Genomic DNA, 26900 nt, shown 5'->3' with positions numbered 1-26900 from the left:
CCTGGAGACGTCATGATCGCCCTGTCGCTTGCTGAGATCGCCGCCGTCCTCGGGGGTGATCTCCGCCTCGCCGGTTCTGCCACCGCCGACACCGTCATCGACGGTGTCGTGGACACGGACTCGCGCACCATGGCCCCCGGCTCCGTGTTCGTCGCGAAGCCGGGCGCGGAGACGGACGGACACCGGTTCGTCGGCGCTGCGCTCGCTGCGGGGGCAGCGCTCGCGATCGTCGAGCACCCGGTCGACGAGGAGATCACCCAGATCGTCGTCCCTGACGTCATCGTCGCCCTCGCCGATCTCGCCCGCGAGGTCGTCGCCCGCGTTCGCGCAGCCGGAGACCTCAAGATCGTCGGGATCACGGGGTCGAACGGCAAGACGACGACGAAGAACTTCCTCGCCCGCATCCTCTCCGACGAAGGCGAGACGATCGCCCCCATCAACTCGTACAACAACGAGGTGGGCGCGCCCGTCACCATGCTGCGCATCACGCACGGCACGCGGTTCCTCGTCAGCGAGTTCGGAGCCGACGGGCCCGGCAGCATCGCCCGCCTCGCCGGACTCGTCGAGCCGGACGTCGCTGTGGTGCTGATGGTCGGCATGGCGCACGCGGGCGGCTTCGGCGGTATCGAGGCGACGGCCAAGGCCAAGTCCGAGCTCGTCGCCGCCGCGAGGCCCACGGGAACGGCGGTGCTCAACGTCGACGACTCACGCGTCGCGGCGATGGGCGCGCTCGCGACGTCCCGCGGGATGCGGGTCGTCGGCTTCGGTCAGAGCGACGCGGCCGATGTCCAGGCGCACGACCTCGAGGTCACGGCATCCGGCACCTCGTGTGTCATCCAAGCGGCGGGGGAGCGTCTTCCGCTCCGCCTGCAGGTGCTCGGCGCCCACCACGTCGGCAACGCCCTGGCGGCCATCGCCGCCGCGGGCGTTCTCGGGGTGTCGACGGCCGACGCGATCGACCGTCTCGAGACGGTCGAGATCGCGGAGCGCTGGCGTATGCAGCCCATGGGCAGCGACCGCGTGCGCATCATCAACGACGCCTACAACGCCAGCCCGGACTCGATGGCCGCAGCCCTGCGGACTCTCGCGCAGATCACCGGTCCCGGCGAGCGGACGGTCGCCGTGCTCGGCGCCATGAGCGAGCTCGGCGAGACCGCGGGCGAGGAGCACGACCGGATCGGTCTGCTCGCCGTGCGTCTGAACATCCAGCGCATCGTCGTGGTCGGCCCCGAGGCCCGCCGCCTCTTCATCTCCGCGATCGGCGAAGGGTCCTGGGACAGCGAGGCCGTGTTCTTCGCTGACCAGGATGCCGCGTTCGAGTACCTGCGCTCCGAACTCCGCGACGGCGACCGGGTGCTCGTGAAGTCCTCCAATTCCGTAGGGCTCCGGCACCTCGGCGATCGTCTGGGAGAATTGTTCTCGTGAGATCTCTCATCATGGCGGCGGCCATATCGCTCGCCTTCACTCTTTTTCTTACTCCCGTCTTCCTCCGGCTCTTCCGGAAGTGGGGCTGGGGCCAGGTCATCCGCACCCCGGAGGCCATCGAGAACCCGAACCACGAAGCCAAACGCGGCACGCCGACCATGGGCGGCGTCATCTTCATCGTCGGCACGATGGTCGGCTACTTCACGGCCACGTACGTCGGAGGCGGGACTCCCGCGCTGTCCGCGCTTCTCGTGATCTGGCTCATGGTCGGTTTCGGCGCAGTGGGCTTCATCGACGACTACATGAAGGTGCGCAGTCAGCGCAGCCTCGGGCTCTCGGGGTGGCGCAAGATCATCGGGCAGCTCGTCGTGATGATCCCGTTCGGCATCGTCGCGCTGAACTTCCCGAACGCCTTCGATCAGACTCCGGCATCCGGCTCGATCTCGCTCTTCCGCGACATCCCGTGGTTGAACCTGTTCGCGTTCACCGCGATCCTCGGCTGGGCGCTCTATCTGCTGTGGATCTCGATCATCGGCGTCGCGACCTCGAACAGCGTCAACCTCACCGACGGGCTCGACGGTCTCGCAGCCGGCGCCGGGGTCATCGTCGTGGGGGCGTACAGCCTCATCGCGTTCTGGCAGTTCAAGCAGTCGTGCGTGGGCGAGGGTGTCGAGACCGCCGCGCTCGGCGGATGCTACGAGGTCCGCGACCCGTTCAGCCTGGCGATCATCGCGGCCTCCTTCGCCTCGAGCCTGATCGGCTTCCTGTGGTGGAACGCTCCCAAGGCGAAGGTCTTCATGGGCGATGTCGGCTCGATGGCGATCGGAGGCGTCATCACCGCGATGGCGATCCTCACCCGCACCGAGCTGCTGCTGTTCGTGATCGCCGGCGTCTTCGTCCTGGCCTCCGGATCGGTGATCCTGCAGCGCGCCTACTTCAAGATCACGCGCGGAAAGCGACTCTTCCTGATGAGTCCGTTCCACCATCATCTCGAGATGCGCGGATGGTCCGAGGTCACGATCGTGGTCCGCATGTGGATCATCGCGGGCCTGCTCGCGATCTCAGCAGTCGGACTCTTCTACGTGGAGTGGCTGACTCGTGTCGACTGACGAGAGGCTCGCGACTCTGACGAGCTGGAACGCCGACTGGTCGGGCCTGCGCGTCGCCGTTCTCGGGCTGTCCATGACCGGCTTCTCGGTGGCGGACACGCTCACCGAACTCGGTGCGGACGTCCTGGTGTTGACCGAGTCGGCGGAGGAGGAGTATGCCAAGCTCCTGCCCGTGATCGGTGCTCGTCTGGAGCTGGGAACGCTGGACCGGGTCCCTGAAGCTCTGACCGAGTTCGCGCCGGAGGTCATCATCGCCTCGCCAGGATTCCCTCCCTCGCACACCGTGATCCGCTGGGCGCAAGATGCCGGCATCGCGCTCTGGGGCGATGTCGAACTCGCCTGGCGTCTGCGCGACAAGGTGACCCGCGCCGACGGCTCCCCGGCCGACTGGGTGCTCATCACGGGCACCAACGGCAAGACGACGACGACGCAGCTGACCGCGTCGCTCCTCGTCGAGGGAGGTCTGCGTGCGGCGCCGTGCGGCAACATCGGCGTGCCCGTTCTCGACGCGGTCCGCGACCCCGCCGGTTTCGACGTGCTCGTCGTCGAGCTCTCCAGCCACCAGCTCTGGTACCTCGGACTCTCCGAGACCGAAGGCGAGCTGTATCCGCACGCCTCGGTGTGCCTGAACCTCGCGGACGACCACCTGGTGTGGCACGGCAGTGCGCAGGCGTACCGCGATGCGAAGGCCCTGGTGTACCGCAACACGAGAGTCGCCTGCGTCTACAACAAGGCCGACGAGGCGACCAGGCTCATGGTCGAGGACGCCGAGGTGGTCGAGGGTGCCCGCGCGATCGGATTCGATCTCGGCATCCCCGGCCCCAGCGATGTCGGCGTGGTGGAGGGGCTGCTCGTCGATCGTGCGTTCTTGGACGACCGGGCCAGCAGCGCACTCGAGCTCACGACCGTCGCCGACCTGCGAGAAGCCGGCCTGGCCGCCCCGCACATCGTGCAGAACATCCTGGCGGCGAGTGCGCTCGCTCGCTCTCTGGGCGTCGAGCCGCGCGCCATCCACTCGGCTCTGCAGTCGTTCCGTCTCGACGAGCATCGGATCCAGGTCATCGCCCGCCATCGCGGCATCACCTGGGTCGACGACTCCAAGGCCACCAACCCCCACGCTGCCGCGTCATCGCTCCGCGCATACCCTGGTGCGGTCTGGGTGGTCGGCGGCGACCTGAAGGGCGTCGACATCGGCGAGCTGGTCGCCACGGCCGGGACCACCGCCCGGGCGGCGGTCGTCATCGGAGTCCAGCGCTCAGCCGTCGTCGCCGCATTCGAGCGACACGCGCCGGGGGTTCCGGTGTTCGAGGTGGATGCTGGCGAGACTGGTCAGGTCATGAATCGCGTCGTGGAGATCGCCGCGGGAATCGTCGATGGCGAGGGAACAGTCCTGCTGGCCCCCGCCGCCGCGTCCTTCGATCAGTTCTCCGGTTACGCGGATCGAGGACACCGCTTCGCCGAAGCGGTGCGGGACTGGATAGACCGGGGGAGCACCGATGACGCAGGTCGAACGCCCCCCGCGCTCTGATCCCGGCAGCACCGGCTCCCGCGGTCTCGCGGCGAGAGTGTCGCTCGGGCGTCGTTTCACCCCCGTGTCGACCGAGTTCCTGATGATCGCATCGGCGGCGCTGATGCTGACGATCTTCGGCCTCGTGATGGTGCTCTCGGCGACGAGCGCGACCGCGGTCTCGAAGGGTGAGAATCCGATGGACGGCGCGCTTCGGCAGGGCATCTTCGCCGTGCTCGGCGTGCCGCTGATGTTCCTGATCTCCCGACTCCCGATCACGTTCCTCAAGCGCATGGCGTGGCCGGCACTGTTCGGATCCATCGCGCTCCAGCTGCTGGTCTTCACCCCGCTCGGCATCGAGGACGGCGGAAACCGCAACTGGATCATGATCGCCGGGTTCACCCTGCAGCCGTCGGAGTTCCTCAAGCTCGCCCTCGCGCTGTGGATCGGCTACGTCCTGATGCGCAAGCAGACCATGCTCGGCACCTGGCATCAGGTCTTCATCCCCGTGGTGCCCGTGGGAGCCCTGGCGATCGGGACGGTGATCGCAGGCAAGGACCTCGGCACCGCGATGGTGCTGGTCATCATCCTGCTCGGCTGCCTCTTCTTCTCGGGGGTGAAGCTCCGGCTGTTCATCCTGCCGGTGCTGCTCGGCGTCGTCGCCGTCATCGCGCTGGCCGTCACGAGCCCTGACCGCATGCGTCGCATCACGGCGACGTGCTCCGACATGTCGGCGTACACCGGCGACTGCTACCAGTCGATCCACGGGATCTGGGGAATGGCGTCGGGAGGAATCTTCGGCGTGGGTCTCGGCAACTCGCAGGAGAAGTACGGCTGGCTGCCCGCCGCCGGCAACGACTTCATCTTCGCCATCGTCGGCGAAGAGCTCGGCCTGATCGGCTGCATCGTCGTGCTGGCCCTCTTCACGCTGTTCACCATCGGTGCCTTCCACATCATCCGCAAGACCGCCGATCCGTTCATCCGGGTCGCGGCCGGCGGGATCACCGTCTGGATCACCGGTCAGGCCGTGTTCAACATCGGCGTCGTGATCGGACTGTTCCCCGTCATGGGAGTGCCGCTGCCGTTCATGTCGCAGGGAGGAACGGCTCTCCTCGCCGTCCTCATCGCGTGCGGAGTGCTGCTGTCGTTCGCGCGCACCATCCCCGTCGCCGAGGGTCGTTCGGTGGCACGGACTCCTTCAGCAGGGCGGGGTAAGGTCACACGGTGACCACGTACCTTCTCGCCGGCGGTGGAACCGCCGGTCACGTCAACCCCCTGCTCGCCGTCGCCGATGCGCTGCGCGCCAGGGACGCCGATGCCTCGATCCTGGTGCTCGGAACGGCCGAGGGACTCGAGTCCCGACTCGTGCCGGCTCGAGGGTATGAACTCCTCATCGTCGACAAGGTGCCGTTCCCGCGGCGGCCCGACAAGCAGGCAGCTTTGTTCCCCGCCAGGTTCCGCCGCGCCGTCGCCCAGGTGCGCGATCACATCCGCGCTCACCGCGTCGACGTCGTCGTGGGCTTCGGCGGCTATGCCTCCGCCCCGGCCTACGTGGCAGCAGGCCGCGAGCGCGTGCCGTTCGTCGTGCACGAGGCCAACGCGAAGCCGGGCCTCGCGAACGTGCTGGGTGCTCGACGTGCCGCCGCCACGGGAGTCGCATTCGCCGGAACCCCTCTGCGCGGCGGCGAGGTGGTCGGCATGCCGCTGCGTCGAGAGGTCATCGAGCTCGACCGTGCGGCCTCTCGCGATGAGGCCGCCGCGCACTTCGGGCTCGACCCGGCGCGCCCGGTTCTTCTCGTCTTCGGCGGGTCGCTGGGTGCCCAGAGGCTGAACGAGGCCATCGCAGACTCCTGGGGCGACATCCTGGCCGCCGACTGGCAGTTGCTGCACGTCACGGGCGAACGCAGTGATCTGGCCGACCCCGAGGTGCCGGGATACACCATGCGCCGATACGTCGACCGGATGGACCTCGCCTTCGCGCTCGCCGACCTCATCGTCTCCCGTTCCGGCGCAGCCACCGTGAGCGAGATCAGCGCCCTGGGGATCCCCGCGCTGTACGTGCCGTACTCCGTCGGCAACGGGGAGCAGCGGCTGAACGCGGCGTCCGCCGTGGCAGCCGGGGCCGCTCGTCTTCTCGACGACGCCACCTTCGACGGCGACGCGGTGCGCCGCCTCGTGATCCCCGTCATGAACGATTCGCAGCAGCTCACGGCCATGCAGTCCGCCGCCGAGCAGGTGGGCACCCGCACCGGCACGGAGAACGTCGTCGCACTCGTGGATCGCGCCCTCCGGTCCTCCTGATCTCACCGTCGACACGGCTCCTCGACGCCGAATCGTCCTCACCGAAAAGTAGACTGAAACCGACATGATCAGACCTGACCTCTCCCTCCCGATCCCCGAGTCGATCTCCTCCGCGCACTTCATCGGCATCGGCGGATCCGGCATGAGCGGCCTCGCCAAGATGTTCCTCGACGCGGGGATCCGCGTCTCGGGAAGCGATCGAGCCGACAGCGACAACCTGCGCGCACTCGCGGCCGCCGGAGCGGATGTGCACGTCGGGCACGACGCGGCGCATCTCGGCGATGCCGACACGGTCGTCCACACCGGAGCGATCTGGCCGGAGAACCCCGAGTTCGTCACGGCGAAGCAGCGCGGGCTGCACGTGATCCACCGCTCGCAGGCCTTGCACTGGCTGATCGGATCGCGTCGACTGGTCTCCGTGGCCGGCGCGCACGGCAAGACGACGTCGACGGGCATGATCGTGACCGCGCTGCAGCAGCTCGGAGCCGACCCGAACTTCGTCAACGGCGGCGTGATCGAGCAGCTTGGCGTCTCGAGCGCCACCGGATCGGGTGAGCTCTTCGTGATCGAGGCGGATGAGTCCGACGGCACGTTCCTGCTCTACGACACGGCTGTCGCGCTGATCACCAATGTCGACCCCGATCACCTCGACCACTACGGGTCCGACGACGCGTTCCACGACGCGTTCGTGCGGTTCGCCGACGCGGCCACGGAGGCGGTCGTGATCTCCAGCGACGACGCCGGCGCCCTGCGAGTGGGAGCGGGGCTCTCGCACCCGAACGTCGTGACGTTCGGGCAGGCGGAGGATGCCGATGTCAGGGTGACCGACATCGTGGCGGCCGGGCCCGTCTCGGCCACCGTCAGCTCCGGAGCCGAGAGCGTGCGCCTCCAGCTCGCCGTGCCCGGCGTGCACAACGCCATCAACGCGGCAGGCGCCATCGCGGTCCTCCTCTCGGTGGGTTTCGGCCTGACCGAGTCCGCCAAGGCCGTCGAGGGCTTCGCCGGCACGGTCCGCCGCCTCGAGCAGCACGGCGTCGAGCGCGGCGTCACCGTCTACGACGACTACTCCCACCACCCGACCGAGGTGCGGGCGGCTCTCGAGGCGATGCGATCGATCGCCGGCACGGGCAGGATCATCGCGATCCAGCAGCCCCACACCTACTCGCGAACGCAGCACATGTTCCGCGAGTTCGCGGACGTGCTGGAGACGTATGCAGACCACACGGTCGTGCTCGACGTCTACGGTGCTCGCGAGGATCCGGTCCCGGGCGTCACGGGAGAGCTCGTGAGCGGGGCGTTCCACGACCCGTCGCACGTCCACTTCGTCGCCGACTGGCAGCAGGCAGCCGATTACACGGCATCCGTCGCTCGCGACGGCGATTTCGTCGTCACGCTCGGCTGCGGCAACGTCTACCAGATCATCCCGCAGGTGCTCGAGTCTCTGCGGACCACCGAGGTCTGACGCATGCGTCGTCCGCCTCCGCTTCCCACGCCTCCCGCGGGCACCGCGGAGGACACGCCCAGGCGACGGGAGGGTCCGGCGACGCGAGGGCGCGCGCGGGACGTCGAGCAGGACGAACGCACAGGTCCGCAGGCCGCGGCGGTCGGCCTCGACTCCGACGTCCGTGCGGACATCGACGGGGATGCCGGGGTGCGGCCGACATCGACGCGGGACGTCTGGCGGGCGGCGCGAGCGAGACGCAAGGCGCTGCGGGCCGAGATCCGACGGTTCACGCAGCGCTCCCGACGGCGTCGCATCATCTGGCTGAGCGCGGTCGGTGCTGTCGTCCTGCTGATCGGTGGCACCACCGCCGCGGCGTACAGCCCGCTGTTCGCCGTGGAGAAGATCACGGTCGTGGGCGCGACGACGCTGGATGCCGCGGCGGTGGAGGCCGCCCTCGGCGAGCAGGTGGGCACCCCCTTGGCGCTGGTCGACTCGAGCGAGGTCAAGGCCGCGCTGCTGGGATTCCCGCTGATCGAGACCTATGCGCTCGAGGCGAAGCCGCCGCACGATCTCACGGTGCGGATCGTCGAGCGCACGCCGGTCGGCGTGATCCGCTCGGATGCGGGCTATACGCTCGTCGACGCCGCGGGCGTCGCGCTGGCGACGACCTCCGATCAGCCGGCGGGACAGCCGGTGCTCGACATCGACGGCGGCACCGACTCGGTCGCGTTCGAGAGTGCGGGTCTCGTGGTGCGCTCGGTCCCCGCTGATCTGCGCGCGCTGCTGACCGGAGTGCAGGCCACGACAGCTGATGACGTGACGTTGACGCTCAGCAGCGGGCTGACGGTCGTCTGGGGCAGCTCGGATGACTCCCCGATGAAGAGCGAAGTGCTCACGAAGACGCTGCTCAGCAATCCTGAGGCGTCGACGATCGATGTCACATCGCCGCATGCGGTGGTCGTGGGCTGAGGTTTCGACGGCAAACGGGCGACACGCCCGTGTCGCTGCGTGTGCGCGGGGACGTGACGCTTACCTTCGAACAAGAGAAACCAATACCGGGAAATACTTTACACCTCTAGTTGAGGTTTAAGGTTCGGCCCGCGGAATCTCACCCCAGACAGGCTCGACTATTCGGAGGCCGGCCATGAGCCAGAACCAGAACTACCTCGCCGTGATCAAGGTCGTCGGCGTCGGCGGTGGCGGCGTCAACGCCGTCAACCGCATGATCGATCTCGGGCTCCGCGGAGTCGAGTTCATCGCAGTGAACACCGACGCGCAGGCGCTGCTCATGAGCGATGCCGACGTCAAGCTCGATGTCGGTCGCGAGCTCACTCGCGGACTCGGCGCCGGCGCTGACCCCGAGGTCGGCCGTCGCGCCGCCGAGGATCACGCCGAGGAGATCGAGCAGGCGCTCACCGGTGCCGACATGGTCTTCGTGACCGCAGGCGAGGGCGGTGGAACGGGAACGGGTGGAGCCCCCGTCGTCGCGCGCATCGCGAAGTCGATCGGCGCACTGACCATCGGCGTCGTGACGAAGCCCTTCTCGTTCGAAGGCCGTCGTCGTCAGAGCCAGGCTGAAGCCGGTGTGGTGAAGCTGAAGGAAGAAGTCGACACCCTCATCGTGGTGCCGAACGACCGTCTGCTCGAGATCAGCGATCGCGGCATCTCGATGATCGAGGCCTTCGCGACCGCGGACCAGGTGCTCCTCGCCGGTGTCCAGGGCATCACCGACCTCATCACGACTCCCGGTCTCATCAACCTCGACTTCGCCGACGTCAAGTCGGTCATGCAGGGCGCCGGTTCGGCACTGATGGGAATCGGATCGGCACGCGGTGCCGACCGTGCCATCAAGGCCGCCGAACTCGCGGTCGAGTCGCCGCTCCTCGAGGCCAGCATCGAGGGTGCTCACGGAGTCCTGCTCTCGATCCAGGGTGGTTCGAACCTCGGCATCTTCGAGATCCACGACGCTGCGGATCTCGTGAAGGAAGCCGCGCACCCCGAGGCCAACATCATCTTCGGTACGGTCATCGACGACACGCTCGGCGACGAGGTGCGTGTCACCGTGATCGCGGCCGGCTTCGACAGCGGTGAGCCTTCGCTGCGCCTCGACCCCATGGTCGTCTCGCGGCCCGCCGCGGCCAGCACGCTGCCCGAGGTGGCGCTCTCGAACGGCGAGGAGAGCAAGCCCGCTGCCGAGGCGCCCGCGCCCGAGAAGCCGCAGCAGCGCGTCCCGGCGACGAGCATCGAGCCTGCTTTCGCGGACGACGACATCGACATCCCCGAATTCCTGAAGTGACGCAGGCGCAGGGCCAGGCCGGGTCCGGTCTGGCAGCGCGGCTGTCGGCGATCGATCATCGGATCGCCGACGCCGCGCGCCTGGCCGGCAGGGACCCGGCGGAGATCTCCCGCATCGTCGTGACCAAGTTCCACCCGTCGTCGCTCGTTCGCGAGCTGCACGCGCTGGGTGTGCGCGACGTGGGGGAGAACCGCCAGCAGGAGCTCTCGTCGAAGACCGCCGAGCTGACGGACCTCGACCTCCGGTGGCACTTCATCGGGCAGGCGCAGACCAATAAGGCCGGTGCGATCCGCCGCAGCGCGGATGCCGTGCACTCGGTAGACCGCGACCGGCTGGCCGACGCACTGCATCGGGCGGCCGACGGGGATGACCTTCTCGACGTGCTCGTGCAGGTCAATCTCACCGATGATCACGGACGCGGCGGCGTCGCGCCCGCCGAGGCGGCCTCTCTCGCCGAGCACATCATGACGCTGCCCTCGCTGCGGCTTCGCGGTGTGATGGCGGTCGCGCCGCTCGATGAGGAACCCGCTTCCGCGTTCGCGCGCCTGCACTCGATCGCAGAGAGCGTGCGCGCCGTCGAGCCGTCGGCGACCTGGATGTCCGCAGGGATGACGGGCGATTTCGTCGAGGCCATCGAGGCCGGCGCGACACACCTGCGGATCGGCTCCGCAATCACGGGACCCCGCCCCGACCGGGGTTAACCTGTGAACAGACCAACCCGACACGTTCGAACCGGAGGACACGATGGGTAACCCGCTGAAGAAGACCATGGTGTATCTCGGCCTCGCTGACGAGGAAGAGGTCTACGAGGAGGAGCCGACCCCGGCCCGCTCGCACCGCGAGCGCGAACGCGAGGAGCCCGCTCCCGCGCCCGTGACCCCGCTACGGCGCCCCGTCGCCGTGCGCCAGCCCGCAGGAGGGGCAGTGAACGAGATCCTCACCGTGCACCCGAAGCAGTATCGCGATGCTCAGCTCATCGCGGAGAGCTTCCGCGAAGGTGTGCCGGTCATCATCAATCTCTCGCAGATGAGCGACGCAGACGCCCGCCGTCTGATCGATTTCGCCTCCGGACTCTCGCTCGGCCTGTACGGCCGCATCGAGCGGGTCACGTCGAAGGTCTTCCTCCTGTCGCCGGAGAACATCGCGGTCTCGGGTCACGGGGGAATCGCGCACGCGGACGCCGAGTCCGCGGGCTTCGACCAGTCGTAGACCGTGGGGTTCGTCGTCTCCATCGTCGCCAGCATCGTACATCTGGCTCTGCTGCTGTACCTACTGGTGCTCTTCGCCCGACTCATTCTCAGCTACATCCCGATGTTCAATCGGGAGTGGCGACCGAAGGGCGCCGGACTCGTCGCGGCTGAGCTCGTCTACACGGTGACCGATCCGCCCGTCCGGTTCTTCCGGCGGATCATCCCTCCTCTGCGAATCGGCTCGCTCTCCCTGGATTTCGGCTTCTCGATCACCATCCTGATCGTGCTGATCCTGATGAGCGTCGTCCGAAGCTTCATCTGAGACCCCTGGGACTTCGGCGCTCTGGAGTGTCGCGGGATCGCGACTGACAGGCTCGGGGACTATGCTTGGCTCCCAGGTGCGCGCCCCGGGTTCGCGCCGAATCTCGACCACGCCATTCCAAACTGGCAACCGAACTCATCGAAGGAGCCACCATGGCACTTACCCCGGATGACGTCGTCACCAAGCAGTTCCAGCACGTCCGCTTCAAGGACGGCTTCGACCCGGACGAGGTCGACGACTTCCTCGACGAGATCGTCATCGAGTGGCGCAAGGCCCTCGAAGAGAACGTCGAACTCAAGGCCAAGCTGGCCGCGTACGAATCCGGCGATGCACCGGCCGCTCCCGCAGCCGCTGCAGAGGCACCCGCCGCCGTGGTCGAAGAGGCTCCTGCGCCTGCTGCTGCCGCTCCCGCGGAGCCCGCTCCGTCGGGTTCGGCGACTGCGACCGCCGGCATCATCGAGCTCGCTCAGCGCCTTCACGACGAGCACGTCGCCGAGGGTGAGGCCAAGCGCGCCCAGCTCATCGCCGAGGCCGAAGGCGAGGTCAACCGCATCCGCACGGAGGCCGAGGCCAAGCAGCGCGAAGAGTCGGCTCGTCTCGAGCGCGAGCGCAACGCCCTCGAGGCCCGGATCACCGAGCTCCGCAACTTCGAGCGCGATTACCGCTCGCAGCTGCGCGGCTACATCGAGGGTCAGCTCCGCGATCTCGACGAGAAGTCGGCGTCGACGGACTCGACTCCGGTTTCCGCGATCGGACTGTAGGTCGTCCTTTTGCCAGGACGCCGTCCCCTTCGTCGGTCGGCGGCCGGCGCGATAGTTGCGGTTCTCGCAGCGATCGTGCTGGCCGCCGATCAGTTTGTGAAGTACCTCACGACCGAGAACCTGCCGCTCCAGCAGCCGGTGCCGGTGCTCGGTGAGTTCCTTCAGCTGTACTACGTGCGCAACCCCGGCGCAGCGTTCTCGCTCGGATCCGATGTCACATGGATCTTCACCATCGCTCTGGCGGTGGTGGCCGGTGTGATCGTGTGGAAGGCCCTGGGTCTTCAGTCACGCCTCTGGGCCGTCGTCCTGGGCTGCCTGCTCGGTGGAGTGCTCGGAAACCTCACCGATCGTCTCTTCCGCGATCCTGGTTTCCCCATGGGGCACGTGGTCGACATGATCTCGATGCCGTGGATGATGCCGGCGATCTTCAACGTCGCCGACATCTTCATCGTCACCGGGATGATCTCGGTCGCGCTGCTCGTCGTGCTGGGACTCCGCTTCGACGGCACCCGGGAGCGTGACCACGCTCCTGTGGAGACCGATGACGAAGCCGAGGCTGCCGCGTTGGCCGAGGAGACCGGAGGCGAGACCTCTCGCCCGGGTACCGCCTCTCCGGATGCCGCCGCCGCGGACGGACGCTGAGCATGGAATTCCGCACCCTCCCCGTTCCTGACGGGCTGGACGGGACGCGCGTCGACGCGGCACTCGCGAAGATGCTGGGCTTCTCGCGCACCTTCGCCGCCGAGGTCGCCTCGGCGGGCGGCGTGCGCGTCGACGGGGTGACGCTCGACAAGTCCGATCGCCTGCGCGGCGGAGGGTGGCTCGAGGTGGAGTGGCAGCCGAAGGAGGAGCCGCGGATCATCCCGATCGCGGTTCCGGAACTCGGAATCGTCTACGACGACGACGACATCGTCGTGGTCGACAAGCCCACGGGCGTCGCCGCTCATCCCTCGCTCGGATGGGAGGGGCCGACCGTCGTCGGCGCTCTCGCAGCGGCGGGGTTCCGGGTCGCCACGAGTGGCGCTCCGGAGCGGCAGGGGATCGTGCATCGTCTGGATGTCGGCACCAGCGGGCTCATGGTCGTCGCCAAGAGCGAGACGGCGTACTCGTCGCTGAAGCACGCGTTCAAGGAGCGCACGGTGGAGAAGATCTATCACGCCGTCGTCCAGGGGCACCCCGACCCGCTGACGGGGACGATCGATGCTCCGATCGGCCGGCATCCGAATCACTCCTGGAAGTTCGCCGTCGTTCCCGACGGCAAACCGTCGGTGACGCACTATGAGACCCTCGAGGCCTTCCCGGGAGCCTCGCTGCTCGAGATCCATCTCGAGACCGGACGCACGCACCAGATCCGCGTGCACATGGCGGCCCTGCGGCACCCGTGCGCGGGCGACCCGCTCTACGGAGCAGATCCGACGCTGTCGGCACGGCTCGGACTCACCCGACAGTGGCTGCACGCGCACAAGCTCGCCTTCACCCACCCGGCGACGGGGGAGTGGGTGCAGTTCGAGTCGGGGTACCCCGCGGATTTCGAACGTGCCCTGGAGATCCTGCGCGGCGAGTGAATCGACGCCGTCGATGTCGGCGGTGTGGGTCAGACTGAGCCCATGAGCATCGAGGTGCGACCCGCTACCGACTTCGACGACGTGGCCGCTCTCGTCGGCCCCAAGAAGCCGACGTCGAACGTGTGCTTCTGCCTGAGCTACCGCATCGGCAGCGCCGAGAACAGGGCGCTGCGAGGCGATAAGCGAGCGGAGCGCGTGCGTGAGCTCTGCCACCAGGATCCGCCTCCAGGCGTGATCGCGTACCTCGACGACGAACCCGTGGGCTGGGCGGCGGTGCATCCGCGCAGGGAGACGAGCTTCGCGCGCAACAGACTGATCCCGCATGTCGACGATCTCGATGTGTGGTCGCTCTGGTGCATCCGCGTCCGTCCAGGCCATCGGAAACAGGGCATCTCGCACGCTCTGATCGACGGAGCGGTGGCTCATGCGAAGAAGAGCGGCGCGCCCGCGATCGAGGGGTATCCGGTCGACAACCGTGGCGAGACGGTGAATCTCACGATGGCCTACGTCGGCACGATGGGGCTCTTCGAGAGTGCCGGATTCGCGAAGGCGGCCGACACCGGCTCGACGCTCGACGGCTTCCCGCGGGTGCTCATGCGACTCGATCTGCGAGATCCGCGCAACGGATCGAAGAAAGCGTGAACCCGACTGCACGTCAGAGGCAATACATAGTGTGAGCACAGACAGTGAGATCATCCGGCGGTCGCTGAGTCGGCCTGAGGCGTTCGCCGAGCTGTTCGACCGACATGCACGTGCGGTGAACGCGTTCGCGACATATCGGGTGGGTGCCCATGCCGCCGAGGACGTGCTCAGCGAGACCTTTCTCGTCGCCTTCCGCCGTCGAGGGGACTTCGACCTGAGCAAGCACTCAGCCTCTCCCTGGCTGCTCGGAATCGCCTCGCGGCTCATCCGTCGGCACAGAGCCGTCGAGGCACGGCATTGGCGCTCGTTCGCCGCGGTCGTCGGGGAGGACCATACGTCGCTCGGTGGACTCGATGACGCGATGCGGCGCGTGGACGCCGAGCGCGAAGTGCGTGCCCTGCGGCAGAAGATCGCGGCGTTGTCGCCCAAGGATCGGGAGACGCTTCTGCTCTACGCCTGGCAGGGGCTGAGCTACGAAGACATCGCGGAGAGTCTCGGTGTGCCTGTGGGGCACCGTGCGCTCCCGGTTGAATCGCGTTCGCACGCGACTCGATCCGGCGCGAAAGGCCCGTTCGTTCGAGATGCAGCAGGAAGGAGAAGTCCGTGGACGTGTTTGAGAAGGTTCAGAAGACCAAGCCGGATGTCGATGGTGTGGACTCGCATCTCGACTCGGCCCGCGCTCGACTGATGAGCGAGATCGCCGCGGGGAAGACCTCGGTGTCCGCTCGCCCTGCCGCACCGAAGCGGCTCGTGGCCGGCGTGCTCGTGGGCGCCGCACTGGCGGCCACGGCGGGCGTGCTGGTGATCGCGGGACTCACCGAACAGCCGAAGCCCGCGATCGAGGCCGTTCCGACGCGGGAGCCAGGACAGACGCTGAAGCCGTCGCCGACGCCCGCGCCGACACAGGAGCCGATGACGGCTGCGGGGGCCTTCGGCGCCGCCGCGACTGCGGCTCGGTCGTTCACCGGCCTGACGTTGGCACCGGGACAGTACCTGCGCGTGCACACGCAGTCGGAGCAGATCGTCTATCACCAGCCCGATCCGAACGGCGGGCAGTATCAGGCGGATCGGTCGAACGCTCAGAACGCCTGGCGCGGAAGCTCCTCCTGGAACTCCTATGCGCCGGCCGACCCGACGCAGCAGTGGTTCTTCGCCACCGATCAGCCCTGGACAGTGAGCGACACCTTCGGGCCGGACGCCGCGGCGCTCGCCCAGGCGCACAAGGAGGCGATGGCCTCGGGCGGCGATCCGTACTTCTCGAACGGGCCATCAGCACCCTGGGCCACCCCGGACGGGTACGGGCTCGTGGCGTTCTTCTCGGCGATGCCCACGGACCCGGCGGCGCTCATCGCGTGGATCCGAGAGAATCAGGGGATCGTCGCGGGCGATCAGGACTACAAGGTCGGGTGGGTCCTCATCGAGCTTCTGTCGTACAACATGGGGTCGGGGGCTGAGCGGGCGACGATGTACGACGCCCTCAGCATGCTTTCCAGGTCTGAGATCGTGTCCGCCGATGCGACCTCGGCGACGCTGCGGTTCTCGGCGTCGACAGAGGCTCTGTCGGGTCAGCCAGCGGTTCAGCGGCGCTCGATCACGATCGACACGACCACGGGGCTCGTCACGGAGACGACCGCGGTGCTCGACGTCGCCTCTTCGCTGATCCCCGCCTCCCTGGCAGACGAGAGGCACGTCTTCACCGTGAGCATCGTGGACTCGCTCCCCTGAAGCGATGCGGGACCCCGGCGGCAGGTGCGGCGACGCTCGATGTCGGATGCCGAAAGTAGACTCGAAGGCATGGCATCCGACTCCTTCGTCCACCTGCACGTGCACAGCGAGTACTCGATGCTCGACGGGGCGGCGAAGATCGCGGCGATGACGCAGGCGGCGGCAGATTACGACATGCCGGCCATTGCCGTGACCGATCACGGCAACACCTTCGCGGCGTTCGAGTTCTACAAGGCGGCGAACGCCGCGGGCGTCAAGCCGATCATCGGTCTCGAGGCCTATGTGACTCCCGGCACGCATCGCAGCGACAAGACGCGTGTGCAATGGGGCTCCCCGGATCAGAAGAGCGACGATGTCTCCGGCTCCGGTGCCTACACCCACATGACGATGTGGAGCGAGAGCACGCAGGGGATGCACAACCTGTTCCGTCTCAGCTCGCTGTCGAGCATGGAGGGCTACTACTTCAAGCCCCGCATGGACCGGGAGCTCCTGCAGACATACGGCAAGGGCCTGATCGCCACCACAGGATGCCCCTCGGGTGAGATCCAGACGCGACTGCGCCTCGGCCAGTACGACGCCGCACGTGCGGCGGCCGCCGAGTTCCAGGACCTGTTCGGCAAGGAGAACTACTTCGCCGAGATCATGGATCACGGTCTCTCCATCGAGCGCAGGGTGATGACCGATCTGATCCGGCTCGCCAAGGATCTGAACATCCCGCTCGTCGGCACCAACGACTCGCACTACACGCACCAGCATGAGGCCGATGCCCATGAGGCGCTGCTGTGCGTGCAGTCCGGTTCGACGCTCGACGATCCCAACCGGTTCAAGTTCGACGGCGACGGGTACTACATCAAGACCGCCGCAGAGATGCGTCAGCTGTTCCGCGACCACCCCGAGGCCTGCGACAACACGCTGCTCATCGCCGAGCGGTGCGAAGTCGAATTCAACACCGCGGCCAACTACATGCCGCGCTTCCCCGTGCCGGACGGCGAGACGGAGGACAGCTGGCTCATCAAGGAGGTCGAAGCGGGCCTCCACTACCGATACCCGAGCGGCATCCCCGACAAGGTGCGCAAGCAGGCCGAGTACGAGACCGGCATCATCCTGCAGATGGGGTTCCCCGGCTACTTCCTCGTCGTCGCCGACTTCATCAACTGGGCGAAGGACAACGGAATCCGCGTCGGTCCGGGCCGTGGCTCGGGCGCCGGGTCGATGGTCGCCTACGCCATGAAGATCACCGACCTCGACCCGCTCGAGCACGGTCTCATCTTCGAGCGCTTCCTCAACCCCGACCGCGTCTCGATGCCCGACTTCGACGTCGACTTCGATGACCGTCGCCGCGGCGAGGTCATCGACTACGTGACGAGGAAGTACGGCTCCGAGCGCGTCGCTCAGATCGTCACCTACGGCACGATCAAGTCGAAGCAGGCTCTGAAGGATGCGGGGCGTGTGCTGGGATTCCCGTTCAGCATGGGCGAGCGGCTGACGAAGGCGATGCCGCCGCCCGTCATGGGCAAGGACATGCCTCTCGACGGCATGTTCGACTCGGCGCACCCCCGCTACAAGGAGGCGAGCGAGTTCCGTGCGCTCATCGAGACCGATCCCGAGGCGAAGACGGTCTTCGACCGCGCCCTCGGTCTCGAAGGTCTGAAGCGCCAGTGGGGCGTGCACGCCGCCGGTGTGATCATGTCGTCCGAGCCCCTGCTCGACATCATCCCGATCATGCGCCGCGAGCAGGACGGCCAGATCGTCACCCAGTTCGACTACCCGTCCTGCGAGTCGCTCGGGCTGATCAAGATGGACTTCCTGGGGCTCCGCAACCTCACGATCATCTCGGACGCTCTCGACAACATCCGCACCAACCGCGGGGAGGAGCTCGACCTCGAACACCTCGCCCTGGATGACCGCGGCGCCTACGAGCTGCTCGGTCGCGGCGAATCGCTCGGCGTCTTCCAGCTCGACGGCGGGCCGATGCGATCGCTGATGCGCCTGATGCGTCCGGACAACTTCGGCGACATCTCCGCGCTCATCGCGCTGTACCGCCCGGGTCCGATGGGTGCGAACTCGCACACGAACTATGCGCTGCGCAAGAACGGCCAGCAGCCGATCACACCGATCCACCCGGAGTTCACCGAATCGCTCGCCGACATCCTCGACGAGTCCTATGGCCTGATCATCTACCAGGAGCAGGTGATGGCCATCGCCCAGCGCGTGGCCGGGTTCTCGCTCGGCCAGGCCGACATCCTGCGCCGAGCGATGGGCAAGAAGAAGAAGTCCGAGCTCGACAAGCAGTTCGAGGGCTTCCAAGCCGGCATGCACGCGAACGGGTACTCCGACGGTGCCGTCAACGCGATCTGGGAGATCCTCCTCCCGTTCTCGGACTACGCCTTCAACAAAGCGCACTCGGCGGCATACGGGGTCGTCTCGTACTGGACCGCCTACCTCAAGGCGCACTATCCCGCCGAGTACATGGCCGCGCTGCTCACCAGCGTCGGCGACTCGAAAGACAAGATGGCGCTCTATCTCAACGAGTGCCGTCGAATGGGCATCAAGGTGCTCCCGCCCGATGTCTCAGAGTCGATCAAGTACTTCGCCGCTGTCGGCGACGACATCCGATTCGGGCTCGGTGCCGTCCGCAACGTCGGCAGCAACGTGGTCGAGGGCATCATCGCGGCCCGCAAGGATGAGCGATTCTCCTCGTTCCATCACTTCCTCGAGAAGGTCCCGCTGCACGTCTCGAACAAGCGCACGGTCGAGTCTCTGATCAAGGCCGGCGCGTTCGACTCGATGGGCGACTCGCGCCGTGCGCTGCTCGAAGTCCACGAGGATGCCGTCGAGGCGGCTGTGGATCGCAAGCGGAACGAAGCACAGGGTGCGATCGGCTTCGACTTCGACAGTCTGTACGACGGAATGGAAGAGGCGCCGCCTGCCAAGGTGCCCGCCCGCCCCGAATGGATCAAGAAGGACAAGCTCGCTTTCGAGCGCGAGATGCTCGGGCTCTACGTGTCGGACCACCCCCTGGCCGGGCTCGAGGTGCCTCTGGCGAAGCACGCGTCGATCTCGATCCACAACCTCATCAACTCGGAGGACATGCAGGACGGTGAGCAGGTCACCGTCGCCGGTCTCGTCACGAGCGTGCAGCATCGCGTCGCGAAGGCCAGTGGCAATCCGTACGGAATGATCACCGTCGAGGACTTCAACGGCGAGGTGACGGTCATGTTCATGGGCAAGACGTACACCGAGTTCCAGCACATCCTGCAGCAGGACTCGATCCTCGCCGTGCGCGGCCGGGTGTCGAAGCGTGATGACGGACTCAACCTGCATGCGCAGTCGGCGTTCGCGCCGGATGTCGGTTCCTTCGACGCCGCGGGTCCGCTCTCGCTCGTGCTCGCCGAGCAGAGGGCGACGGAGCGGGTGATGCACGAGCTCGCCGACGTGCTGCGCCGTCACAACGGGGACACCGAGGTCGTGCTGCGGGTGCACCGCGGCGGCACGGCGAAGGTCTTCGACGTGCCGATGCCGGTCAAGGTCTCGGCCGATCTGTTCGGAGATCTCAAATCGCTGCTCGGGCCGACCTGCCTGGGCTGAGCACCAGCGGACGCTGCCGCTCGATGGGTCCTCACGGACGCACCGGGTAGTATCGGGACGCGTTCGGGTGCACGACGACTAAGGCTCTGCACCGTGGCGAAAGGACCCTCCCCATGAGCACGGAATCACCCTTCCTGAACAGTGACGACTCAGCTGCAGACCGGTCGTCGGCGTCAGACGAGTCACCTCTCGACGAGGACTTCTCCGATGACGACGGCGTGCTCTATGACGATGAGGTGACGCCGGAGTACGGCATCCTCGGATTCACCTTGCGGGAGCTGCTCATCGTCGGCGTGTGGCTGATCGCCTTCATCGCGTCGTTCTTCCCGTACGTCGGAGACTCGTCCATCTGGGGTGCCGGAATCCAGTGGGTCCTCCCGATCGGCGTGCCGACGGTCGCCGTGTTCCTGCTGGTCCTCCGCCGTTTCTCACCCGACGGCATCCGCCGGGTCGGCTCGCTGGGGATCGACCAGTTCGCTTCCGTGGCGTTCTCCGTCTCAGCGGTCTTCTGGCTCGGCGCACTCTGGAACGCCGTCGCGTTCGCGATCGAGTTCGGTGTCTTCGGGCTGCCCTGGAACGGCGTCGTTCAGCTGCTCGCAGCGCTCGCGCTCGTCGTCCTCACGGTCTTCGCTCCGCTGGTGCCCGGCCTCAAGGAAGACTTCCAGGGCCGACTCGTCACGCTCGCGCACCGCAACGCCAATCCGGTCCGACCGGTTATCGCGCGTCCTCGCCCCGAGCCTGCCGCCCCGGGCGCCGACGCTCCCGTCGCCGTCGAGGCCGATACTTCGGCCGACACGGACCTGCGACCTGCGTCGTACGCATCGCCCGCCTCGTCGAGCGATGTCGCTCCTGAGGCCCACACCGCCGCGACGGATGCCGCGCCGACGGCCTACGCGACGGCCTACGCGACGGACGCTGCACCGACGGCCTACGTGACGGACGCCTACGGGACGGACGCCGCGCCGACGGCCTACGGGACGGACGCCGCACCGACGGCCTACGCGACGGACGCTGCCCCGACCGCCTACACGACACCCTCGGCGGAGGGGATCGACGTCGAACTGTCCCGTGAGCAGGCGACCGATGAGGTCGCCCGTCTCGATGTCGCCGAGCAGGTGCCGCTGTCCTCCCACGCGTCGGGCGGGGGGACCGGGACCGAGGAGACGACCTCCGATGAGGAGTACACCCCGGCGTACTCGCGCCGGTCGCGCGGCCAGGAACCCGAGATCGTGTCCGACACCGGAAGCATCGAGTCGCTTCTCGGTGCGACCGCGCGAGATGTCTCGTCGCCCGAGACGACCGCGTTCCCCGCCGTCGAACACGACTCGGACTTCGCCGCGACGAGCCCTCAGGACGCCTACTCGACCCCGCAGCCCTTCTGGATCCTCGCGCCGACCGAGCGGGACGTGCATGACGAACGCGGCGAGGTCATCTTCCGAATCGGACCGAATGCGTGGGCGCTCGTCATCGAGGACCGCGGTGGCGCCTATGTCATCCGACACGACGACGGTCGCATCGGCTACCTGCACGACATCTCAGACATCACGAAGGGCTGATCTTGCGCACGATCGATCTGCGAGGGCGCACGCTCTCGCCGGCTGACATGCTCGCGGCCGTGCCGCGAGCCACCCAGGCACGGGCCGAGGCTCTCGACACCGCCACGCGCATCGTCGAGGACGTGCGCGAGCGCGGCGAAGAGGCGCTGCGCGAGCAGGCTGAACGCTTCGATCGTGTCACGGGTCATGAGATCCGCGTGCCCGCGCAGCACATCGCCGATGCTCTCGAGACCCTCGCGCCTGCTGTCCGCGATGCCCTCGACGAGGCGATTCGCCGGGTGCGCATCGCCTCCGAAGCCCAGGTTCCCGAACGTCGGATCACCCGGATCGGCGCCGGCGCGACGATCACCCAACGCTGGCAGCCTGTGCACCGCGCGGGCGTGTACATCCCCGGCGGCAAGGCGGTGTATCCCTCCAGCGTCATCATGAACGTCGTCCCCGCCCAGGTCGCGGGCGTCGAGCAGATCGCGCTCGCTTCACCGCCCCAGGCGGATCAGGGAGGTCGCGTCCACCCCACGATCCTCGCCGCGGCAGGCCTCCTCGGCATCACGGAGGTGTACGCCATCGGCGGCGCCGGCGCCATCGGTTCCTTCGCGCACGGCGTCGCCGGCATCGGACTCGACCCGGTCGACGTGCTGTCAGGGCCCGGCAACAACTACGTCGCCTCCGCCAAGCGGGCGGTGGCCGGGGTCGTCGGCACGGACTCCGAGGCGGGGGCCACCGAGATCCTCGTCGTCGCAGATGCCGCCGCCGACCCGCGTCTCATCGCCGCCGACCTCGTCAGTCAGGCCGAGCACGACGAGCAGGCTTCGGCCGTCCTCGTCACCGACTCGCCTCAGCTCGCCGATCGTGTCGCCGAAGAGGTGGCGCGGCAGGCCGGCGCGACCCGTCACGCGACCCGGGTGGCCGCAGCTCTCGACGGACCGCAGTCCGCGATCGTGCTCGTCGACGACCGTGCCATGGCCACGGCGTTCAGCAATGCGTACGCTCCCGAGCACCTCGAACTTCACCTCGAGGATGCCGAGGACGCCGCCGACAGCTTCACGAGCGCAGGTGCGGTGTTCGTCGGCGACCACACGCCGGTGAGTCTGGGCGACTACATGGCGGGCAGCAACCACGTTCTGCCGACCGGGGGACAGGCGCGCTATGCGCCGGGACTCGGCGCCTACACGTTCCTTCGTCCGCAGCAGGTGATCTCCTACGATCGGGCCGCCCTGGCCGAGGTCCGTGAGGGGGTCGTCGCCCTCGCCGAGACCGAAGTGCTCCCCGCGCACGGCGAGGCGATCGAGGCGCGTTTCACCGCGTAGGATCGGTCAGATGCACTGCCCCTTCTGCCGTCACTCGGACTCTCGCGTCATCGATTCCCGCACCAGCGACGACGGTCTCTCGATCAGGCGCCGTCGTCAGTGCCCTGAGTGCGGCGGGCGTTTCACGACCACCGAGACGGCCAGCCTCAACGTCATCAAGCGTTCGGGCGTCATGGAGCCGTTCAGTCGCGAGAAGGTGATCTCCGGCGTGCGCAAGGCGTGTCAGGGGCGCCCCGTGACCGAGGCCGATCTGGCGGTCCTCGCTCAGCGTGTCGAGGAGGCCGTGCGGCAGACAGGTGTCTCGCAGCTCGATACGAACGAGATCGGCTTGGCCATCCTCGGACCCCTCCGCGACCTCGATGAGGTCGCATACCTGCGGTTCGCGAGCGTGTATCAGGCTTTCGATTCGCTCGAGGATTTCGAGAGCGCGATCACGGATCTGCGCGCCGACCACGTCAAGCCGGAGCCTGCCGACCGGTAATCTGGCAGTGATGTATCCGCTGCTCTTTCGCGCTGTCCTGTCGCGCTTCGACCCCGAGTTCGCCCACCACGCCGGTATGGCGGTGATCCGCGTGCTCGGAGTGCCTCCGCTCTCCTGGGCGACGCGGGCACTGACGAAGCCGGACCCGTCGCTGCGGGTGGACGCACTCGGACTGAGCTTCTCCTCGCCCTTCGGCATCGCCGCCGGGTTCGACAAGAACGCGATCGGTGTCCGCGGCCTTGCAGCGCTCGGCTTCGGCCACGTCGAGGTCGGCACCGTCACCGCGATCCCGCAGGAGGGCAACCCGAAGCCCCGACTGTTCCGGCTGATCGCCGATCGTGCGGTCATCAACCGCATGGGATTCAACAACGAGGGCGCGGATGCTGCGGCCCGGCGCCTCGCGCGGTTGCGTCGCGGCGCCCCTGACACGGTCATCGGAGTCAACATCGGCAAGAGCCGTGTCGTCGACGTCGAGGACGCCACCGCCGACTACGTCGCTTCGGCGACGCGGCTGGCCCCGCTGGCCGACTACCTGGCCGTCAACGTCTCGTCCCCGAACACCCCGGGTCTTCGGGGACTGCAGGCGGTGGAGACGCTGGCTCCGCTGCTCAGGGCGGTGCGCGCGGCATCCGGAAAGACTCCGCTGCTCGTCAAGATCGCCCCCGATCTGGCTGACGACGAGATCGCCGCGATCGCGAAGCTCGCCGTCGACGAGGGCCTCGCCGGCATCATCGCGCACAACACCACGATCAGCAGGGATGGACTCACGACGGACGCGGCGACGGTCGCGGCCATCGGAGCGGGCGGCCTCTCCGGCGCGCCCCTCAAGGAGCGCTCGCTTCAGGTGCTGCGTCTGGTTCGCTCGACCGTGCCCGCAGAGTTCTGCGTCGTCGCCGTCGGGGGAGTGGAGACGCCCGCGGACGTTCAGGAGCGACTCGAAGCGGGCGCGACGCTCGTGCAGGGCTACACGGCGTTCCTGTACCGCGGTCCGTTCTGGGGACGCGAGATCAACCGGGGCCTCGTCGCACGCTGAGAAGCTGCGCGTACGAACAAGAGAGGCGCCTCGTGCTCATAGAGCACGAGGCGCCTCTCTCGATGATTCAGGGGATCAGGCGGGGCGGTCGCCGCGCTTGACCTGCGGCTTGGGCAGACGCATGAACCGCATCTGCAGCGACCGCATCGCGGCGTACCAGCCGAGACCGCGCTCCATGCGGTCCTTGCCGAACTTCGCGGCGACCTTGCGCTTGACGCGCATCCCCAGCAGGATCATGCCGCCGATCGCGAGGATCAGGTACGCCATCATGACCAGGTACGCCCAGCCGGCGATCGCGAAGCCGCCGATGGCGAGGTTGGCCGGAAGGAGCGAGATGAGGATGACGAGCACCATGACGCCCATCACGAACTCGGCGGGGTGCCATCCGGCGTCCACGTAGTCGCGGACCCAGCGGCGCTGCGGGCCCTTGTCGCGAGCCGGGAGGTACTTCTCCTCGCCGGCCGCCAGACCGGCCTGCGCGCGGTTGCGTCGCTCGCTGAGCTCGGCGCGCGCTGCGGCCTTGGCCTCCTTGGTGTTCGCGACCAGAGGACGGCGGCGGGCCGCTTCCTGCTCGGCCCGGGTCGGCGTCGCGCGTCCCTTGCCCGACGCGGTCGTCTCGGCGGCGTCGTCGTTCGTCGAAGGGGGGACAGGGGTAGTGGCCACGAGGTTCCTCGGTTCAGTGAAGGCGGATCACCTTAAGATTACTCGCATGACATCTCCTGCCCAGCCCGGTGACCAGAATCTGTCCAGCGAACGCGAGCCGGCCGTCCTCGAGGCCGCAGCCACAGGGTTCCCGGCCGCGCTGAGCGACCTGGGCGCACTCGTCCGCATCCCCGGCATGGCCTGGCCCGCGTTCGACCAGACGCAACTCGAACGCAGCTCGGAGGCGGTCGCCGCGCTCGCGACGGCGACGGGGGTCTTCGACGACGTGCGGGTGCTGCGCGCCGCGATCCCGGGCACCGACGAGCACGGGCAGCCTGCCGTGCTCGCGACGCGTGCTGCGCGCAACGGCAAGCCGACGATCCTGCTCTACGCGCACCACGACGTGCAGCCTCCGGGAGACGACGCGCTGTGGGAGACGCCGCCGTTCGAACCAACGGTGCTCGACGGACGCCTGTACGGGCGCGGAGCCGCCGATGACAAAGCGGGCATCATGGTGCACATCGCCGCGATCCGCGCTGTGGCCGAGGTCGTGGGCGACGATCTCGAGCTCGGGATCGCGATGTTCATCGAGGGGGAGGAGGAGTACGGATCGCGCTCCTTCGCTCAATTCCTCGCGGACAACAAAAAAGCGCTCCGGGCGGATGCGATCGTGGTCGCCGACTCGGGCAACTGGGATTCGGTCACCCCCGGCCTCACCGTCTCGCTGCGTGGCAATGCGCGCTTCACCGTGCGCGTGCGCACCCTCGACCACGCGTCCCACTCGGGCATGTTCGGCGGAGCGGTTCCGGACGCCATGATGGCCACGGTGAGGATGCTCGCCACGCTCTGGAACGAGGACGGCTCCGTCGCCGTCGAGGGGATGACCGAGCGCGACGCGCCGACGCCGGAGTACACCGAGGACACGCTCCGCGATGAAGCGGGTCTTCTTCCTGGCACGTCTCCGGTCGGCGGCGGCAGCATTCTCAGCCGGATCTGGAACAAGCCGGCGGTCACGGTCATCGGGATCGATGCGACGAGCGTCGCCGCGGCGTCGAACACCCTCCTTCCCGAGGTGACGGTGGTCGTGAGCGCGCGCGTCGCGCCAGGTCAGACGGGGGAGGAGGCGTATGCCGCCCTCGAGGCGCATCTGCGCGCGAACGCGCCGTTCGGTGCGGAGCTGATCTTCACCGACGTCGACCTGGGAAACGGCTTCCTCGTCGACACCAGCGGCTGGGCGGTCGCCCTCACCCGCGATGCGATGCGCGACGGGTACGGTGTGCCGCCGGTCGACCTCGGCGTCGGCGGTTCGATCCCGTTCATCGCTGATCTGGTGCGGGAGTTCCCCGACGCGCAGATTCTCGTGACCGGCGTCGAGGACCCGCACTCGCGTGCCCACAGCCCGAATGAATCGCTGCACCTCGACACGTTCCGCCATGCGGTCGCGACCGAGGCTCTGCTGCTCTCGCGCATGAACGACATCATCATCTGAGCCGCATCCGCGAGCCTGAGGGTAAAATCGAGATACCAGCCGTGCGAGCGCGGCCCGTCACAAGGAGCGACATGAGCGACACCACACTGACTTCGGCAGAGACCACCCAGGCGCACGGCGTGAAGCTGACCGATGCCGCGGCCACGAAGGTCAAGAACCTTCTCGAGCAGGAGGGCCGCGATGACCTGCGTCTGCGCGTAGCCGTTCAGCCCGGCGGATGCTCCGGCCTGATCTACCAGCTGTACTTCGACGAGCGATTCCTCGAGGGCGACGAGACCGTCGACTTCGACGGCGTCGAGGTCATCATCGACAACATGAGCGTCCCGTACCTCGACGGCGCCTCCATCGACTTCAAGGACACGATCTCGGAGCAGGGCTTCACGATCGACAACCCCAACGCCGCAGGCAGCTGCGCCTGCGGAGACAGCTTCCACTGATCCGAACCCCTCCGCCAACCTGCGTGGTTGGCATGAATCAGGTGTGAGGTTGCCCTAGACTTGGGTGTGCCCTGTCCGCA

The 26900-nt window shown here is 67.7% G+C and carries 25 protein-coding genes; 24 read left to right on the top strand and 1 reads right to left on the bottom strand.

Translation table 11 applies throughout. The annotated features are described in order from the left end of the window. Nucleotides 1–12: 12 nt before the first annotated feature. The 22 genes from ASE34_RS12085 (at nucleotide 13) to ASE34_RS11980 (ending at nucleotide 24252) form a co-directional block, all read left to right on the top strand. Complete coding sequence (locus ASE34_RS12085) at nucleotides 13–1425, top strand: UDP-N-acetylmuramoyl-tripeptide--D-alanyl-D-alanine ligase (protein ID WP_056278961.1); 1413 nt, start codon at nucleotides 13–15, stop codon at nucleotides 1423–1425. After that, nucleotides 1422–2534, top strand: coding sequence for a phospho-N-acetylmuramoyl-pentapeptide-transferase (mraY, locus tag ASE34_RS12080; protein ID WP_053096767.1), 1113 nt, complete (start codon nucleotides 1422–1424; stop codon nucleotides 2532–2534). Before ASE34_RS12085 ends, mraY begins: the two co-directional genes overlap by 4 nt. Beyond that, nucleotides 2524–4062 carry a UDP-N-acetylmuramoyl-L-alanine--D-glutamate ligase gene (gene murD / locus ASE34_RS12075; RefSeq protein ID WP_056278960.1) on the top strand — a complete coding sequence of 513 codons (1539 nt, stop codon included), beginning with the start codon at nucleotides 2524–2526 and terminating at the stop codon, nucleotides 4060–4062. The genes mraY and murD overlap by 11 nt, the downstream gene beginning before the upstream one ends. Then, nucleotides 4031–5269: a putative lipid II flippase FtsW gene (gene ftsW / locus ASE34_RS12070; RefSeq protein ID WP_056278959.1), complete on the top strand. Its 1239-nt coding sequence runs from the start codon at nucleotides 4031–4033 to the stop codon at nucleotides 5267–5269. Before murD ends, ftsW begins: the two co-directional genes overlap by 32 nt. Further along, complete coding sequence (locus tag ASE34_RS12065) at nucleotides 5266–6342, top strand: UDP-N-acetylglucosamine--N-acetylmuramyl-(pentapeptide) pyrophosphoryl-undecaprenol N-acetylglucosamine transferase (RefSeq protein WP_056278958.1); 1077 nt, start codon at nucleotides 5266–5268, stop codon at nucleotides 6340–6342. Before ftsW ends, ASE34_RS12065 begins: the two co-directional genes overlap by 4 nt. 64 nt (nucleotides 6343–6406) lie before the next feature. After that, complete coding sequence (murC, locus tag ASE34_RS12060) at nucleotides 6407–7804, top strand: UDP-N-acetylmuramate--L-alanine ligase (RefSeq protein ID WP_053096759.1); 1398 nt, start codon at nucleotides 6407–6409, stop codon at nucleotides 7802–7804. 3 nt (nucleotides 7805–7807) lie between these two features. Beyond that, nucleotides 7808–8755: an FtsQ-type POTRA domain-containing protein gene (locus ASE34_RS12055; RefSeq protein WP_056278957.1), complete on the top strand. Its 948-nt coding sequence runs from the start codon at nucleotides 7808–7810 to the stop codon at nucleotides 8753–8755. Nucleotides 8756–8930: 175 nt separating this feature from the next. Next, a complete protein-coding gene (gene ftsZ, locus ASE34_RS12050) occupies nucleotides 8931–10082 on the top strand; it encodes a cell division protein FtsZ (protein ID WP_056278956.1) in 1152 nt (383 codons plus the stop codon). Continuing rightward, a complete protein-coding gene (locus ASE34_RS12045) occupies nucleotides 10079–10783 on the top strand; it encodes a YggS family pyridoxal phosphate-dependent enzyme (RefSeq protein WP_056278955.1) in 705 nt (234 codons plus the stop codon). Before ftsZ ends, ASE34_RS12045 begins: the two co-directional genes overlap by 4 nt. Nucleotides 10784–10826: 43 nt before the next feature. Continuing rightward, entirely contained in the window at nucleotides 10827–11291 is a 465-nt protein-coding gene (locus ASE34_RS12040; RefSeq protein WP_053096751.1) for a cell division protein SepF, read from the top strand. Between the two features lie 3 nt (nucleotides 11292–11294). After that, nucleotides 11295–11594, top strand: coding sequence for a YggT family protein (locus ASE34_RS12035; RefSeq protein WP_053096749.1), 300 nt, complete (start codon nucleotides 11295–11297; stop codon nucleotides 11592–11594). Nucleotides 11595–11746: 152 nt separating this feature from the next. Continuing rightward, nucleotides 11747–12355 carry a DivIVA domain-containing protein gene (locus tag ASE34_RS12030; RefSeq protein ID WP_053096747.1) on the top strand — a complete coding sequence of 203 codons (609 nt, stop codon included), beginning with the start codon at nucleotides 11747–11749 and terminating at the stop codon, nucleotides 12353–12355. Between the two features lie 51 nt (nucleotides 12356–12406). Then, nucleotides 12407–12997, top strand: a complete 591-nt coding sequence (gene lspA, locus ASE34_RS12025; protein WP_072592313.1) for a signal peptidase II — start codon at nucleotides 12407–12409, stop codon at nucleotides 12995–12997. Nucleotides 12998–12999: 2 nt separating this feature from the next. Next, nucleotides 13000–13920, top strand: a complete 921-nt coding sequence (locus tag ASE34_RS12020; RefSeq protein WP_053096743.1) for an RluA family pseudouridine synthase — start codon at nucleotides 13000–13002, stop codon at nucleotides 13918–13920. Between the two features lie 42 nt (nucleotides 13921–13962). Continuing rightward, nucleotides 13963–14562 (top strand): GNAT family N-acetyltransferase, encoded by a 600-nt coding sequence (locus ASE34_RS12015; RefSeq protein WP_056278954.1) that lies wholly within the window; start codon nucleotides 13963–13965, stop codon nucleotides 14560–14562. After that, on the top strand, nucleotides 14453–15250 hold the full coding sequence (locus tag ASE34_RS12010) for a sigma-70 family RNA polymerase sigma factor (protein WP_321163939.1): 798 nt from the start codon (nucleotides 14453–14455) through the stop codon (nucleotides 15248–15250). The genes ASE34_RS12015 and ASE34_RS12010 overlap by 110 nt, the downstream gene beginning before the upstream one ends. Next, complete coding sequence (locus ASE34_RS12005) at nucleotides 15166–16287, top strand: hypothetical protein (RefSeq protein WP_082586609.1); 1122 nt, start codon at nucleotides 15166–15168, stop codon at nucleotides 16285–16287. Before ASE34_RS12010 ends, ASE34_RS12005 begins: the two co-directional genes overlap by 85 nt. Before the next feature lie 69 nt (nucleotides 16288–16356). Continuing rightward, complete coding sequence (gene dnaE, locus ASE34_RS12000) at nucleotides 16357–19875, top strand: DNA polymerase III subunit alpha (protein WP_053096735.1); 3519 nt, start codon at nucleotides 16357–16359, stop codon at nucleotides 19873–19875. Nucleotides 19876–19988: 113 nt separating this feature from the next. Beyond that, on the top strand, nucleotides 19989–21431 hold the full coding sequence (locus ASE34_RS11995; RefSeq protein WP_235567493.1) for a hypothetical protein: 1443 nt from the start codon (nucleotides 19989–19991) through the stop codon (nucleotides 21429–21431). Next, nucleotides 21431–22738, top strand: coding sequence for a histidinol dehydrogenase (gene hisD / locus ASE34_RS11990; protein ID WP_053099161.1), 1308 nt, complete (start codon nucleotides 21431–21433; stop codon nucleotides 22736–22738). Before ASE34_RS11995 ends, hisD begins: the two co-directional genes overlap by 1 nt. A 10-nt stretch (nucleotides 22739–22748) precedes the next feature. Further along, on the top strand, nucleotides 22749–23219 hold the full coding sequence (nrdR, locus tag ASE34_RS11985) for a transcriptional regulator NrdR (protein WP_053096729.1): 471 nt from the start codon (nucleotides 22749–22751) through the stop codon (nucleotides 23217–23219). Between the two features lie 10 nt (nucleotides 23220–23229). Beyond that, on the top strand, nucleotides 23230–24252 hold the full coding sequence (locus ASE34_RS11980; RefSeq protein WP_056278951.1) for a quinone-dependent dihydroorotate dehydrogenase: 1023 nt from the start codon (nucleotides 23230–23232) through the stop codon (nucleotides 24250–24252). A 75-nt stretch (nucleotides 24253–24327) separates the two neighbouring features. Here ASE34_RS11980 and ASE34_RS11975 read toward each other — a convergent pair whose 3' ends face one another. Beyond that, nucleotides 24328–24915: a DUF3043 domain-containing protein gene (locus tag ASE34_RS11975; protein WP_053096724.1), complete on the bottom strand. Its 588-nt coding sequence runs from the start codon at nucleotides 24913–24915 to the stop codon at nucleotides 24328–24330. 46 nt (nucleotides 24916–24961) lie between these two features. Here ASE34_RS11975 and ASE34_RS11970 point away from each other — a divergent pair, with 46 nt between their 5' ends. Continuing rightward, nucleotides 24962–26383, top strand: a complete 1422-nt coding sequence (locus tag ASE34_RS11970; RefSeq protein WP_056278950.1) for a dipeptidase — start codon at nucleotides 24962–24964, stop codon at nucleotides 26381–26383. A gap of 71 nt (nucleotides 26384–26454) precedes the next feature. Next, the gene (erpA, locus tag ASE34_RS11965; RefSeq protein ID WP_053096720.1) at nucleotides 26455–26820 is read left to right on the top strand and encodes an iron-sulfur cluster insertion protein ErpA; all 366 of its coding nucleotides are present in this window, start codon (nucleotides 26455–26457) and stop codon (nucleotides 26818–26820) included. Nucleotides 26821–26900 lie beyond the last annotated feature (80 nt).

It is taken from the genome of Microbacterium sp. Root280D1 (genome assembly GCF_001428975.1).
Classification (GTDB): Bacteria; Actinomycetota; Actinomycetes; order Actinomycetales; family Microbacteriaceae; genus Microbacterium.
Note: the sequence above shows the minus strand (reverse complement) of the source record. Positions and strands in the feature narration are given on the sequence as shown.

Coding starts and splice junctions, on each gene's coding strand:
- ftsZ (WP_056278956.1), top strand. CDS start 8,931: ATGAGCCAGAACCAGAACTACCTCGCCGTGATCAAGGTCGTCGGCGTC.
- ASE34_RS11970 (WP_056278950.1), top strand. CDS start 24,962: ATGACATCTCCTGCCCAGCCCGGTGACCAGAATCTGTCCAGCGAACGC.
- ASE34_RS12015 (WP_056278954.1), top strand. CDS start 13,963: ATGAGCATCGAGGTGCGACCCGCTACCGACTTCGACGACGTGGCCGCT.
- nrdR (WP_053096729.1), top strand. CDS start 22,749: ATGCACTGCCCCTTCTGCCGTCACTCGGACTCTCGCGTCATCGATTCC.
- ASE34_RS12020 (WP_053096743.1), top strand. CDS start 13,000: ATGGAATTCCGCACCCTCCCCGTTCCTGACGGGCTGGACGGGACGCGC.
- erpA (WP_053096720.1), top strand. CDS start 26,455: ATGAGCGACACCACACTGACTTCGGCAGAGACCACCCAGGCGCACGGC.
- ASE34_RS12055 (WP_056278957.1), top strand. CDS start 7,808: ATGCGTCGTCCGCCTCCGCTTCCCACGCCTCCCGCGGGCACCGCGGAG.
- ftsW (WP_056278959.1), top strand. CDS start 4,031: ATGACGCAGGTCGAACGCCCCCCGCGCTCTGATCCCGGCAGCACCGGC.
- ASE34_RS12030 (WP_053096747.1), top strand. CDS start 11,747: ATGGCACTTACCCCGGATGACGTCGTCACCAAGCAGTTCCAGCACGTC.
- murC (WP_053096759.1), top strand. CDS start 6,407: ATGATCAGACCTGACCTCTCCCTCCCGATCCCCGAGTCGATCTCCTCC.
- ASE34_RS12085 (WP_056278961.1), top strand. CDS start 13: ATGATCGCCCTGTCGCTTGCTGAGATCGCCGCCGTCCTCGGGGGTGAT.
- dnaE (WP_053096735.1), top strand. CDS start 16,357: ATGGCATCCGACTCCTTCGTCCACCTGCACGTGCACAGCGAGTACTCG.
- ASE34_RS12040 (WP_053096751.1), top strand. CDS start 10,827: ATGGGTAACCCGCTGAAGAAGACCATGGTGTATCTCGGCCTCGCTGAC.
- ASE34_RS11995 (WP_235567493.1), top strand. CDS start 19,989: ATGAGCACGGAATCACCCTTCCTGAACAGTGACGACTCAGCTGCAGAC.
- ASE34_RS11980 (WP_056278951.1), top strand. CDS start 23,230: ATGTATCCGCTGCTCTTTCGCGCTGTCCTGTCGCGCTTCGACCCCGAG.